This window comes from Actinoplanes regularis (assembly GCF_900188005.1).
GTDB classification, from domain to species: domain Bacteria; phylum Actinomycetota; class Actinomycetes; order Mycobacteriales; family Micromonosporaceae; genus Actinoplanes; species Actinoplanes regularis.
The window spans coordinates 114579-126770 of record NZ_FZNR01000005.1 but is presented as its reverse complement, the minus strand read 5'-3'; the positions used below and the strand labels follow the sequence as shown (position 1 = coordinate 126770).

The 12192-nt window shown below is 69.3% G+C and carries 14 protein-coding genes; 5 read left to right on the top strand and 9 right to left on the bottom strand.

Annotated elements, in window-relative coordinates:
• The first annotated feature begins 122 nt into the window (after nt 1-122).
• Nucleotides 123-1751 carry a methyl-accepting chemotaxis protein gene (locus CHC09_RS15600; RefSeq protein ID WP_089293824.1) on the top strand — a complete coding sequence of 543 codons (1629 nt, stop codon included), beginning with the start codon at nt 123-125 and terminating at the stop codon, nt 1749-1751.
• A 412-nt stretch (nt 1752-2163) separates the two neighbouring features.
• Here the strand turns inward: CHC09_RS15600 and CHC09_RS15595 are convergent, their stop codons facing one another.
• The 5 genes from CHC09_RS15595 to CHC09_RS15575 all read right to left on the bottom strand — a co-directional run bounded on the left by CHC09_RS15595 (nt 2164) and on the right by CHC09_RS15575 (nt 6222).
• Nucleotides 2164-3192 carry a hypothetical protein gene (locus CHC09_RS15595; RefSeq protein ID WP_179277118.1) on the bottom strand — a complete coding sequence of 343 codons (1029 nt, stop codon included), beginning with the start codon at nt 3190-3192 and terminating at the stop codon, nt 2164-2166.
• A gap of 174 nt (nt 3193-3366) precedes the next feature.
• Nucleotides 3367-3846 carry a hypothetical protein gene (locus CHC09_RS15590; protein WP_143232354.1) on the bottom strand — a complete coding sequence of 160 codons (480 nt, stop codon included), beginning with the start codon at nt 3844-3846 and terminating at the stop codon, nt 3367-3369.
• 348 nt (nt 3847-4194) lie between these two features.
• On the bottom strand, nt 4195-4821 hold the full coding sequence (locus CHC09_RS15585) for a dihydrofolate reductase family protein (RefSeq protein ID WP_089293822.1): 627 nt from the start codon (nt 4819-4821) through the stop codon (nt 4195-4197).
• Between the two features lie 65 nt (nt 4822-4886).
• Entirely contained in the window at nt 4887-5726 is an 840-nt protein-coding gene (locus CHC09_RS15580) for a helix-turn-helix domain-containing protein (protein WP_239138228.1), read from the bottom strand.
• 112 nt (nt 5727-5838) lie between these two features.
• Nucleotides 5839-6222, bottom strand: a complete 384-nt coding sequence (locus CHC09_RS15575) for a hypothetical protein (RefSeq protein WP_089293821.1) — start codon at nt 6220-6222, stop codon at nt 5839-5841.
• A gap of 342 nt (nt 6223-6564) precedes the next feature.
• Between CHC09_RS15575 and CHC09_RS15570 the strand changes: the two genes are divergently transcribed.
• Nucleotides 6565-6876: a hypothetical protein gene (locus tag CHC09_RS15570; RefSeq protein WP_179277117.1), complete on the top strand. Its 312-nt coding sequence runs from the start codon at nt 6565-6567 to the stop codon at nt 6874-6876.
• Nucleotides 6877-6913: 37 nt separating this feature from the next.
• Here CHC09_RS15570 and CHC09_RS15565 read toward each other — a convergent pair whose 3' ends face one another.
• Nucleotides 6914-7399 carry a GNAT family N-acetyltransferase gene (locus CHC09_RS15565; RefSeq protein WP_089293819.1) on the bottom strand — a complete coding sequence of 162 codons (486 nt, stop codon included), beginning with the start codon at nt 7397-7399 and terminating at the stop codon, nt 6914-6916.
• Between the two features lie 195 nt (nt 7400-7594).
• Nucleotides 7595-8710, bottom strand: coding sequence for an ROK family transcriptional regulator (locus tag CHC09_RS15560; RefSeq protein WP_089293818.1), 1116 nt, complete (start codon nt 8708-8710; stop codon nt 7595-7597).
• A 56-nt stretch (nt 8711-8766) separates the two neighbouring features.
• On the opposite strand from CHC09_RS15560, the gene CHC09_RS15555 reads away from it, so the two are divergent.
• From CHC09_RS15555 to CHC09_RS15545, 3 genes are read left to right on the top strand one after another with little or no spacing between them, the layout of a single operon-like run.
• A complete protein-coding gene (locus CHC09_RS15555) occupies nt 8767-9831 on the top strand; it encodes a Gfo/Idh/MocA family protein (protein ID WP_089293817.1) in 1065 nt (354 codons plus the stop codon).
• Nucleotides 9828-10310, top strand: a complete 483-nt coding sequence (locus CHC09_RS15550; protein WP_089293816.1) for a heme-degrading domain-containing protein — start codon at nt 9828-9830, stop codon at nt 10308-10310. The genes CHC09_RS15555 and CHC09_RS15550 overlap by 4 nt, the downstream gene beginning before the upstream one ends.
• A gap of 23 nt (nt 10311-10333) precedes the next feature.
• A complete protein-coding gene (locus CHC09_RS15545; protein WP_143232353.1) occupies nt 10334-10900 on the top strand; it encodes a hypothetical protein in 567 nt (188 codons plus the stop codon).
• A 34-nt stretch (nt 10901-10934) separates the two neighbouring features.
• Here the strand turns inward: CHC09_RS15545 and CHC09_RS15540 are convergent, their stop codons facing one another.
• Both CHC09_RS15540 and CHC09_RS15535 read right to left on the bottom strand, forming a co-directional pair.
• Nucleotides 10935-11381: a carboxymuconolactone decarboxylase family protein gene (locus CHC09_RS15540; RefSeq protein ID WP_179277116.1), complete on the bottom strand. Its 447-nt coding sequence runs from the start codon at nt 11379-11381 to the stop codon at nt 10935-10937.
• A complete protein-coding gene (locus CHC09_RS15535; protein WP_089293813.1) occupies nt 11378-12118 on the bottom strand; it encodes a dienelactone hydrolase family protein in 741 nt (246 codons plus the stop codon). Before CHC09_RS15535 ends, CHC09_RS15540 begins: the two co-directional genes overlap by 4 nt.
• Between the last annotated feature and the right edge of the window lie 74 nt (nt 12119-12192).

Below are 12192 nucleotides of genomic sequence, written 5' to 3'. Positions count from 1 at the left end.
CCGCGGTTGTGCCCGAAATTTCAGGGCCGAAGTGTTCAGTGATTCCGCCACCCGTCCGATCTGTGTCGCAACGTGGTGCACACCACGTCCGGCTACCGGCCGGTCACGAGTGCGGGGGGCACATGAGCAGGTCAGACGAGGCGCGTAGGTTCGGCGGCCAGTGGGCGCGGCTGGTGACCGACCGGAAGGTCGGCACCAAGATCGGGATGGCTGTGGGCGCGATGGCTTTGGCTGCCGCCGGGGTGGCCACCGCCGCGCTGACCAACATGAACGCGATGCAGAGCCAGTCCGACTACATGTACGGCCAGACCCTGGTGCCGATCACCGACCTCGCACGCATGCAATACGCGTCTCAGCTCATGCAGAACAGCGTGCTCAACGCCGCGGTGTCCATCGACTCCACCCAGGTGCGCCAGTTCCTGCAGAACAGCAAGGACCAGGACGCGGTCTTCGACAAGGCGTTCGCGGCCTACACCAGCACGGACATGACGGGCAGGGAGAAGGCGGTCGCCCAGGTCGAACAGGCCGTTGCCGCCGTACGGCAGCTGCGCGACACGAAGCTCGCCCCTGCCGCCGAGCAGGACGACCGGCAGACGTTCGCCCACATCCGCGATAAAGAGGCCAAACCGCTCCTCGCCGCCCTCAACAGCGGGATGGAAGACCTCATCGAGACCGAAACCGCCGCCGCGCAGGCCCGCAACGACGAATCGCGCGCCACCTCCGACAGCGCCCAGACCATGGTGATCGCGTTCGTCGTCCTCGGGATGCTGCTGGCCGGCCTCGCGAGCTGGCTCATCGCCCGTGGGATCACCGGCCCGCTGTCGCGCTGCGTCTCCGTGCTCATCCGGGTACAGGGCGGGGACCTCACCCAGCGGACCGGGCTCACCGGCCGCGACGAGGTGGCTCAGCTGGCCGTGGCACTGGACGCCTCGACCGAGTCGACGGCGGCGATGGTACGTGAGGTGACCGACAACGCCACGCAGGTGGCGGCGGCCGCAGAGGAGCTGTCGGCGGTGTCGACGCAGTTGTCGGCGGCGTCAGAGGAGACCTCGGCGCAGGCCGGGACGGTCTCGGCGGCCGCGGATCGGGTGTCGGGCAACGTGCAGACCGTGGCGGCCGGCGCTGAGCAGATGTCGGCCTCCATCGGCGAGATCGCGGGTAACGCGGGTGAGGCGGCGAAGGTGGCCACCGAGGCGGCGGAGGCGGCCACCCGGACGAACAAGATCGTGATGCAGCTGGGGCAGTCCTCGGCGCAGATCTCCGGTGTGGTGCAGCTGATCACGTCGATCGCCGAGCAGACGAATCTGCTGGCGTTGAACGCGACCATCGAGGCGGCGCGCGCCGGTGAGCACGGTAAGGGATTCGCGGTGGTGGCGAGCGAGGTGAAGGACTTGGCGCAGGAGACGGCGCGGGCCACCGGGGACATCGCGGCACGGATCTCGGCGATTCAGGATGAGACCACGCAGGCGGTTTCGGCGATCGGGGAGATCGCCGAGGTGACCGGCCGGATCAACGACTACGCGTCGACCATCGCGGCGGCGGTGGAGGAGCAGACCGCGACGACCAGTGAGATGGTGCGCAACGTGGCGGAGGCGGCGTCGGGTACTGGCGAGATCGCCGGGAACATCTCGGGAGTGGCGACAGCGGCGGACTCGGCGGCGTCGGGTGCCTCGGAGACCCAGGCGACGGCGAACAGCCTGGCGGCGATGGCGACGGAGCTGCAGCAGTTGGTCTCCACCTACCAGACCTGAGGTCACACCCACCGAAATTCACGATCCACCCCACCGGTGGCCGGCCCGATTCGGGCCGGCCACCGGTCGGCGTCGGCCTCCTGATCGAGCGGATGGCCGGTGCCGCGAAACATCGATGTCCGAGCCGCGGTCTGCGGCAGGCGCATGATCTCGATCCAGCGCTCACGCTCCGGTTCGGAGACGACAGCACGATCGAAGTCGTCCTCGGCCGGCCCGACGATGACGGACGATTCGCGCTCAGCGCGCTGGACGAGAGCGATACCGGGATTTCACCGAGACCAACGACGTTGCGCTCACCGGCCTGGGTTACCGAGCACGGGTTTCGTAAACACCCGGCTCACCGCCCGGTTGCACGGGCTGACGCTGCTCGGCGATCTTTACGGCGTCCGCTCCTGCCGCGGACAGATCCGCACTACCGCCTCTCCGTGCGCTTCTTCGGCCCAGCTTTCGCGCCAACACGCCTGGACGCGTCGGCGGGGCTCAGCCGCGAACGACAGAACGTCAGAAGTGCGCTGAGCATCCCGGCGCCCGCGACAACGCTGAGCAGGAACTGCGCTACCGCGACACCGAGCTGTTCCGGCCACACCGTACCCGTATCGTCCTCGAGGATCTGAATCACCGCGAGCGGGAGTTTCCAGCCACCCCAGGCGACGAGAAACCCCGACGCCAGCCAGCTCACACTGACCGGTATCCAGAGCGGCATCGCCGGGCGGCCACGGGTCACCACCCAGATGCTCCACGCGCCGGCAAGCGACCAGATCCCGGTGTTGCCCACTTGGAGATACCAGCTCGACTCGCGTGCGGCAGGTTGATCCAACCCGATGGTGCCGCCCATCGCCCAATACAGATTCAGCACGCCGACCGAAGAGGCGCCGACCAGCGCGATCAATCCGGCTCCCAGGCGAAACACCCGGGTCGGACGTACCGCTGTCCCGCCGGCGCCGATTCTGCCGTCGAAGGCGGCGGGCCAGCGGGCCTTCAAATAGAACGGCAGGGCGACGGCCAGCCCCGCACCCATCCCGAGAAAGCTGACCTGCAGCAACGAGTATTCCCAGGCCGGCATGACGGGAGCCGCGCTGCCGGACGAATCGCTGGTCGCGGAGATCAATGTGTCCAGTAGAGCGTAGGGAAGCATCGGAACCAGGAATCCGCAGCCGATCCACGCGCACGACAACACCACGAACGCGGGAATCCGTTCGCCCCATGGCCGGACCAGAGCCAGCGCGAGCGCTATCGCCGCCGCGGCCATACCGATCGTCACCGTGTTGAGCAGCACGAAGCCCGCCACACTGAAATGCTCGTCCCGGGGAATCAGTCCGAACAGGGCGCCGATCACCCAGGAGATTTTGATCAGCAGGTACTGCGTCATCGCCAGGGCGGCACCATAGGCGAATACCGCACGCACCGAAACCCCACGACTTTCGCCTTGCTCGACACTCACCGGAGCCCCCATTCCGGGGGCCGGTCACCGCGACGAAAGACCTATACCTAGAGCGATCGACCCCGCGACGGATCATCGCCTCCGCGGGCTGTGGCTGTGCTGAGACCGCCCATCCGGATCTGCCGCCGGTGGTTCACGGCTCCGGCCGGCGTCAAGGCCCTTAGTGGACGTACGTCAGTCGATGCGCTGGCAGATCGGGACGGGCAGTCTCGGTGACCACCGGCCGGTGGTGTAGTCGTACGCTCGGGCATAGCCGTTGTTGCCGGCCCCGCACGGGGACGCGACTGTCGTTTCCACGTAGATGGCACCGCCCGGCGTGATGGGGTGGGTGTGCGCGGTCACGTTCTTGCTGAACTTCTTGGTCCCGCCGTTCAGTTTCACGACCACATAGACCTTGCCGCCGTCGGTGAAGTAGCCACCGGCGATCTTCAGGTGACTGTTGTAGCTGTAGCTGAAAAGGAAGGGCGAGTCACCCGCTCGCAGGACCGTAACGGTGCCGGGCGCCAGGGCCAGACCGGCCGAGTCCGCCGCCGGGTCGATGGTCGCCGCCGAAGCCGCGGATGCCGGTGACGCCGCGCCGGCGACGAGGGCGGCCACGGTGAGCACGCCGGCGCCCAGCATGGCGATCCTCGTGGATGTCGGTGTAGGTGGCATCGTTCCTCCTGCTGAATTTCGGCGGACGGTCACCGTTGCCGGTGTGACGTGGGCTTGTTCGCGCCTTGCGGCCAGATCTGAGAATGAGGAGCCGGCGGCGACCGCGCCGATCGACGCGACCAATTCCAGCGAAGTAGGAAAACGCCCACGACCCTGTGGGTTCAGCGGCGGCTGAGTCGTTGCGTGCGGCGCTGCCCACGCTTCCCGCAGAGACGCGGGCCTCGGCCGTACGCCAATGATGGGTCAGCTGGGAGTCTCAACCAATCGCCCGCAAAGGTGACGCTTGTCCGTTCGCCGCGACGATCGCGACGACGGCCTTCACGGTCGGGCTCAGACGGTCGGCGAGGTTCACACCTCGGCCTGGATCAACTCCGACGGCAGGCTCGCGTTCAAGGAACGGCGCACACGATAGCGCAGGTGAAGCACCCGATTTCCCTGAATCACCACCTCGGGATCGGCCAGCAGGTGCTGCGCGTGGACCGACCCGAAGTAGCGCTTGCCGGATCCGAACACGACGGGCACGACGTCCATGCGCACCTCGTCGATCAGGCCCGCGGCAAGCGCCTGGCCACCGACGTCGCCGGCGGCGACCTCGACCGTGCGGTCACCCGCAAGCTCCTGTGCCTTGGCCACGGCCGCCTCGACGCCGTCGACGAAGTGGAACGGCGCCTCGGGGTGCCAGCCCTCGGGCCTGCCCCGGTGGGTCACGACGACGACGTGGTCGATCCCGCTCGGAGGCGTCCCGTCCCAGCCGTCCGTCATGTCGAAGACGTGACGGCCGGCGATTGTCACCCCGATCTGGTCCCAGTACGGCCGGGTGTAGTCGTAGGACACCTGCGACACCTTCAGCACGCCGCTCTCGTCCAACGGGACGTCACCGCTGGACAACCAGTCGAACAGCGGCCCGGGCTGATCGTTCTCGTCCGCGATGAAGCCGTCCACCGACACCGAGCTGTACATGACCACTTTGCCCACGGGGGCCTCCTCTGCTCTGGGGTGCCCCAAACTAGCGTTTCGTGAGCTGTCGCTCTTGTAAGAAATCAATCGGCCGGCAGCGGCCAGCCCTCCATCGCGTGGCCGGGATGTTCGCGCAGGAAGCGTCGCCGGACTTCGAGGTACCGGGTCGGCGTGAGCCCGGTGAACGCCCGGAACTCGTGGCCGAAGTGGGCCTGGTCGAAGTAGCCCGCGTCATAGGCGAGCTCGCCCCAGTCGATCGGTCCGGCGGGGTTGATCGCGAACACGGTGGCGGTGAAACGGTGGGTGCGGGCCAGCCGCTTCGGCGTGACGCCGATCAGCTCCTTGAACCGTTGTGTCAGATGAGTGCTGCTGACACCGGCTGCCGCGCTCAGGTCGCCGATCGCCGCCGCCCCATTGGTCGCCGCGATGACGCTGCTCATATGGCGGACCAGTCCCAGGCCGGCGGTGTCGCACAGCCGTCGCGTCAGCTCCTCCTCGAGCAACGTCAGCATCTCGTGCGGTCCGTCCGCTGTGGCCAGCCGGTCTCGCAGCTCGGCACTGGCGGGCCGGCCCCAGACCTGCTCCACCGTCACCGGCCGGTCACGCAGCTCGGCCGCGGGCATCGGCAGGAACGGCGCCAGCCCCCACGGCTTGAAGTGCACGCCGACCGACCGGGTCCGGAGTGGGTAGCCGAACTCCCACGCGCGGGTGGGCATGGTGACCACGCAGCCGTCGGCGTACTCGGCCGTCTCGATGTCGGTGCCGGCCCGGATGCGGAACGGCGCCCCGAGGTTGACGATGAGCAGCGCCGACGGCGCGGGCGGCAGCGTCAGCAGGGCGTACGGCGGCGTACCCGCCAGGTAGTAAAGGTCGTCGATCAGCCCGTCCAGCGGCGGTCGCGGCACTCTGGACACGTACTCCACGCTCACAGCATCGCCGACGCCCGCCGAGATCACGCGCCGGGGATGGTCCAGCCGCGCTGCATGAGCCCGGCCTCCGTCCAGACCAGCCGGCGCTCCCCCCGCGCCGGCCGGCTCACAGCAGGATGTTGGCGAGGAACAGTGCGATCAGGATCGCGATGACGACGACGCCCGCGACGAGGGCCGCCACGGTTCCGGCCAGTACCGCCGAACGGATCCGGCGTGAGAGCCACGCCGCGGTCATCAGCGACACGACCATCGACGAGACCAGGAACACGCCGCCCGCCATCAGGAGCAGCTCCGCACCGTCCTTCGCGGTGAAGCAGAAGCTGGGGGCGTCGTCACAGGACGTATCCTCGCGGTCGACCAGGGTGTTCAGCCAGACTGCCGCAAACGCCGCGAAATGCCAGATGAAGGACACCAGCACAGCGATCCCGTATCGCGGCAACCGGTCCACCCGCGTGGCCTCACGATTCAGACCGCTGTCGGACCAGGTCACCGAAGGCCACCCAACTTGGTGTACGACAAACTCGGGCCACCTCGATCGATATCGGTACTCACGAGCCCTTTCTAGCGCACCTATGCCAGGCACTTCACAACCTGCCGAGCGCCACTCCCCCGGCAGGACCACTGCCGCAAATGGGACCCTGGCCGCTGGATCCCACCGCGTGATCAAGGCGATCTCACCGCGCGATCAGCGGTCCTGGCCGGCCGCTGCCATGATCGGGTGCCAGGGTGTGGACTGCGAGTGGCGGCGATGGACGATTTCGCCGCCGATAGGCAAGATTCTCGCGTGCGCGCCGTCTCCTGGCCGGCATCGTCCCTTTCGTAGACTCCTCGCGTGATAGCGCGGATGTGGCGAGGCTGGGTCAGGACCGAGCGAGTTCACGAGTATGTCGACTACATCGCTCGTACCGGGCTCGTCGGATACCGGGAGACGTCAGGGAATCTCGGCGCCGAGATGTGGACCAGGGATCTGGGTGACGGCCGGACCGAGGTGACGACGCTGAGCTGGTGGGAGTCGCTCGACCACATTCGTGCCTTTGCCGGTGACGACATCTCCCAGGCGGTGTTCTATCCTCAGGACGACGAGTATCTGGTCGACCGGGAAACCACGGTGACCCACCATGAGGTGGCGCGGCGACCCGCGTAATTGCCGGAAGGCACCGTGATTGAAACGCGTGCCGGCTTCAGATCGTGGCCGTGATGTGAAGACGCATCGCAGGGTCGGTCGTTCGGACGAAGCCGAGAGATCGATAGAGCGGTTCGGCCGGTGCGGTGGCGCGCAGATCGACGGTGGCGATGCCGTGATCCCGGTACCAGTCGAGAAGGGCCGTGGTGCAGAGGCGGGAGTAGCCGCGACGGCGGTGGGCAGGGTCGGTCGCGACGTTGAAGACGTACCCGGTCAGTCCACTGGGGTTGCCCGGCCCGCCGAGCCGCTCTTCGACCGTGCCCACGGCGCAGGCGGCGAGCCGGCTCGGGGCGTCGGGCTGTTCCACGACGAAGGCGACCAGGGTCGGCTCGGGTGCGATCAGGCGCTTCTCGAGCGTCATCCGCGCCCGCTGCCGCCACTCATCGTTCTCCGACTGATGGCCCTGCATGGCGGCGATCAGGATGCCGCGGAGCCGGACCAGTTCTGCGGCGTCGGCGGCGGTTGCCCTGCGGATGTTGATCATCGGTCGATGATACGAAAGCAGGCGTTGCCGGGGGCATCCATGCCGTACGCGGGCAGGGTCTCGTACCTGCGCACTCATGTCGGTGGTTGGATCCCGATCCGGCCGCCTACCTTCTCGACCGAGCCACCAGGCCCGGGTCGCGCAGTTTTCGTCACTGGCCCACCACGGGGGTGAACTGGCGGGCTTCGGGCGGATTCAGCAGCTGGCGGCCGGGGCGACGCCGGTGTCGAACAGCGGCGCGAGGATCAACGCGGCCGCGCCCACCGCGGTGGCATCCGCGCGGGCGCCGGTGAGGGTGACGGTCACCCGCTGCCAGGTCGGCTCGGGCAGCAGAGCACCGATGGTGGTGGTCACCTCGCGGAGGTATCGCTCAGGGTCGGCGAGGACGACCGGGCCGCCGAGCACGAGATGCTCGAAGTCGAGCAGGCGCACCAGATTCACCGCGGCGGTTCCTACCAGGCGGGCCGCGCGGGCGGGATCGCCGGCCTCGAGGGCCGCCCGGCACAGCGCTTCGAGGCAGCCGCGGTTGCCGCATGGGCACCGGGGTCCGTCCAGGTCCATGATCTGGTGGCCGAACTCGCCCGCGTTGGTCCGCCGGCCGCGGTAGACACGGCCGCCGAGCACGAAGCCGGCGCCGAGCCCCTGTCCGTGATACAGGTACCCGAAGTCGTCCGGCGTGCCCGCGGCCGACAGGGATTCCCCGAGCGCGGCGGCGTTGGAGTCCTTGTCCACGACGGTGGGCACGCCGAACCGGCCGGCGGCCCTGGCCCGCAGCGGGAAGCCGTCCCACGCGGGCAGCCCGGTCACCCGGTGCAGGATCCCGGTGGTGTGGTCGAGCGGGCCGGGGCAGGCGATGCCCACGCCGACGAGGCGCCGGGTGTCGGGGATTTCGGCGAGGACGGAGTGCACGGCGTCGGCGATCGCGGTGAGGGCGTCCTCGGGGGTGGCGGCCATGCCCTGCGGGAGCCGCCGCCGGGCCACCGGGTGCGCGGTCAGATCGGTCAGTACGACGGTGGTGTCGGCGCGGTCGAGGTGGACCCCGACGGCGTAGCGGGCGGTGGGCTCCAGCCGCAGCAGGGTGCGTGGCTTGCCGCCGGTCGCGCCGGTGCGACCGGCCTCCGTGACGAGCCCGTCGGCCAGTAACCGGTTCACGATCTTGGTGATGGCCTGAGCGCTGAGGCCGGTGCCGGCCGCCAGTTCGACCCGGCTGATCGCGCCGTTGCGCCGGACCAGGTCGAGGACGAGAGCGGAGTTGTGATCACGCACAAGGGGCAGGTTCGCCCCGGCGAGGCGGCGCACGGGAACAGGCATGAGCCTATTCTCACCCCTACTTGCCGTAAGTACACGCTGTTGATTAACTGGTTGGCATGAGCGAGCCGTTACGGGTCGGTCTGGTCGGCTACGGCCTGGCCGGCTCGACCTTCCACGCCCCATTGATCAGTACGACCGCCGGCCTGCGCCTGAGCGCCGTGGTCACCTCCCAGCGCGACCGGCAGGACGAGGTCCGCCGCGACCATCCCGGCGCCCAGGTGCTCGACCGCGTCGAAGACCTGTGGGCCGGATCCGAACATCTCGACCTGGTCGTGATCGCCACGCCGAACCGCAGCCACGTGCCGCTGGCCAGGGCCGCCGTCGAGGCGGGGCTGCCGGTCGTGGTGGACAAGCCGCTGGCGGCCACCGCGGCCGACGGGCTTGCCCTGGTCGAGCTCGCCACTGCCCGCGGCGTGCCGCTGACGGTGTACCAGAACAGGCGGTGGGACAGCGATTTTCGTACCGTCCGGCAGCTGGTGGCCGACGGCAGCCTCGGCCGGGTGCACCGCCTGGAGTCGCGCTACGAGCGATGGCGGCCGGTGCCGGGCAGCGGCTGGCGGGAGCACGGCGACCCGGCCGAGGCCGGTGGTCTGCTCTACGACCTCGGCAGTCACCTCGTCGATCAGGCGCTGCAACTGCTCGGGCCCGCGACTCAGGTCTACGCCGAGCTCGACCGGCGACGCCCGGGGGCACGCGTGGACGACGACGTCTTCGTGGCACTGCACCACGCGGGCGGCGCGCAGTCGCATCTGTGGATGAGTTCCGTCGCCGCGGAGCCCGGGCCGCGCCTACGGCTGCTCGGCGACCGGGGTGCCTACGTCACCTTCGGCATGGACGGCCAGGAGGAGGCGCTGCGCGCCGGGCGGCTGCCCGGGCCGGACTGGGGACAGGAACCGGTCGATCGATGGGGACGACTGATCGTCGACGGCCACAGCGAGCCGGTGCCCAGCCTGCCCGGGGCCTACCCGGACTTCTACGCGAAGGTCGTACCCATGCTTCGCGACGGCGCACCGCCCCCGGTCGATCCCGCCGACGCGATCGCCACACTCACCGTTCTGGAAGCCGCACGCCGCTCGGCCGACGAACAGCGCGTCGTCACACTTCCCGGAGCCGGCCGATGACAGCGACCGGAAGCACGGCAGTGGCCGAGCTGATCGTCCAGCTGGAAGCCGAACAGCGGGAGCTCGTGCTCACCCGCTTCGACAACGACGACGCCTGGCGTCTCGGCGTCCTGCTGGTCGATCTGGCCCGCGAGCGCGGCGCCGCGGTGACCATCGACATCCGTCGTGGCAGCCACCAACTGTTCCACTACGCGCTGCCCGGCACCTCGGCCGACAACGACTCCTGGATCGAGCGCAAGTGCAGGGTCGTCGCCCGGTTCGGCGACAGTTCGTACCTCGTCGGTGCCCGGGGCCGACTGGCCGGCCGGTCGCCGCTGGAACGCGGAATGGACCCGCTGCAGTACGCCGATCACGGCGGCTCGGTCCCGATCGTCATCGCCGGGGTCGGCGCCGTGGGAACGGTGACGGTGTCCGGCCTGCCGCAGGCCGACGACCACGCGCTCGTCGTCGAGGCGCTTCGCCACTTCACCACCACCTGACCGGTGCCGCTACGCTGCGGGCCATGTCGACAGGCGAGGGTCAGGTGTTCGATGCGGTGGTCCGACGGATCGCCGCTGGCGGATACATCGACGAGGTAGCGGCCGACAGCTTGGCGCCGCTGCGACCCGCGCCGCCTGCCGCGGTCGTGGAGGCCGAGGAGTTGGCCGGCCGGCCACTGCCATCGCTGCTGCGCCGGCTCTACCTGGAGGTCGGCAACGGGGGCTTCGGCCCCGGTTACGGTCTCCTCGGCCTCAGGGACGGGCACCGAACCGGCGGTACGGACGCACTGGCCGGGCTCAAGGGCGGTTACCTCACTCTGTGCGACTGGGGTTGTGGCATCAGCAGTGAGCTCAATCTCGCCGACGGCCAGATCTGGGGCTACGACCCGAACCCAGCTCCAGACGGCGTGTCCTGCACGTTCCCGCAGCACATGACGATCGTCGACTGGTTCTCCAAGTGGGTCGAGGGCACGCTGTACCAGCCGTGGCTGGTCCAGGACCCGACGACCGGCGAGTGGCGCGGCGCGACCGACGCCGAGTACGCGGAGATGATCGAGGAGGCGTTCGGCCCAGACGGCCTGGCGGGCTGACCACCGAAGGCTCAGGTTTACGAGCGCATTTGATCTATGTCGGCGGCGCTTCCGTGGTCGGGGGTGCCGGCACCGGCGGGTCAGCGCGGTCCTGCAGGACCTGACGGACGACCAGCATGGCGTTGATCGTGCGCGGGAAGCCCGCGTACGGCAGGGCCTGCAGGACCGCCTCGACCAGCTCACCGGAGGTCAGCCCCGCGTTCAGGCCACCGGTGAGGTGCGAGACCAGCTGTCGCTCGGTGTCGCCCAGCGCGATCAGCACGCCGATCGTGACCAGTTCGCGGCGGGCGGCGTCGAGGCCCGGTCTGCTGTGCACGTCACCGTACGCGAACTCGACGGCGAGTCTCGGCAGATCGGGGGCGACCTCGGCGAGCAGGCGATACGCCTCCCGCCGCGGCTGCGGGCGGTCTCCCTCGAGTTCCGCGATCCGCGCCGCTCCCCGGGCGAAACGGCCACGCTCGGCACCATCCGTGCCGGTCACCGCGAGGCGCCGTGTCGTTCGGTGAAGGCGATGATCTGCCGCCACGCATCGTCGCAGGTCTCGCGCCATTCGCCGTACGCGCGATCGAAGAAGGAGTGCGGCGCGCCGTCGTAGGTGACCAGCTCGTAGTCGGCGCCGGCGGCGGTGAGGCCCGCGTCGAGGGCCCGGAAATCCTCCTGCGGCGTCGCGACGTCGTCGCCCGCGACGAGCAGCAGCATCGGCCGCTGGATTCGGTCGAGCACGTCGGTGACAAGGGCGGGACGGCCGTAGAAGCCGATGGTCCCGGCGAGCGGCAGGTCGCCGGCGGCCAGGCGCCACGACAGGCCGCCGCCGAAGCAGAAACCCACGGTGAAGAAGGAGCTGGGGTTCGCTCGCCCTAGCTGGTCGATAGCGGCCCGCACATCGAGCGCGACCTCTTCAGGCTTCACCTGCGTCAGGTACGACTGCCAGTCGAACTCGTCGTCGCGCACGCCGACGCCGGCCGTACGGCCGTAGTAGTCGACGACGATCGCCCCGAAGCCGGCCTCGGCAAACCGCTCGGCGAGCTCCTGGTAGTAGGCGTGCAGGCCGCGGACATCCGGCAGGATCACCACGTTGCGGCCGTTGGGCTCGGCCGGGAGGGCCAGGTACGCGCCGACCTTGGTTCCGTCGGGTGAGGTCAGCGCGAGATGCTCCGAGTGCGTCACGGTCCCGAGGACCGGCGCGGCGGGCGGCTTGCTGTCAGTGGAATGGCACATGACCACACCCTGCGGCCGCCGGCGCGAGGTAACCAGACCACTGCCAGAACCGGTACCGGCCGATCCTGGTACTG

What these genes read in the sequence shown, in the direction of transcription:
- CHC09_RS15600 (WP_089293824.1), top strand. Translation starts at nt 123, where the DNA reads ATGAGCAGGTCAGACGAGGCGCGTAGGTTCGGCGGCCAGTGGGCGCGG.
- CHC09_RS15590 (WP_143232354.1), bottom strand. Translation starts at nt 3,846, where the DNA reads ATGCCACCTACACCGACATCCACGAGGATCGCCATGCTGGGCGCCGGC.
- CHC09_RS15565 (WP_089293819.1), bottom strand. Translation starts at nt 7,399, where the DNA reads ATGATCAACATCCGCAGGGCAACCGCCGCCGACGCCGCAGAACTGGTC.
- CHC09_RS15560 (WP_089293818.1), bottom strand. Translation starts at nt 8,710, where the DNA reads ATGCCTGTTCCCGTGCGCCGCCTCGCCGGGGCGAACCTGCCCCTTGTG.
- CHC09_RS15555 (WP_089293817.1), top strand. Translation starts at nt 8,767, where the DNA reads ATGAGCGAGCCGTTACGGGTCGGTCTGGTCGGCTACGGCCTGGCCGGC.
- CHC09_RS15550 (WP_089293816.1), top strand. Translation starts at nt 9,828, where the DNA reads ATGACAGCGACCGGAAGCACGGCAGTGGCCGAGCTGATCGTCCAGCTG.
- CHC09_RS15545 (WP_143232353.1), top strand. Translation starts at nt 10,334, where the DNA reads ATGTCGACAGGCGAGGGTCAGGTGTTCGATGCGGTGGTCCGACGGATC.
- CHC09_RS15535 (WP_089293813.1), bottom strand. Translation starts at nt 12,118, where the DNA reads ATGTGCCATTCCACTGACAGCAAGCCGCCCGCCGCGCCGGTCCTCGGG.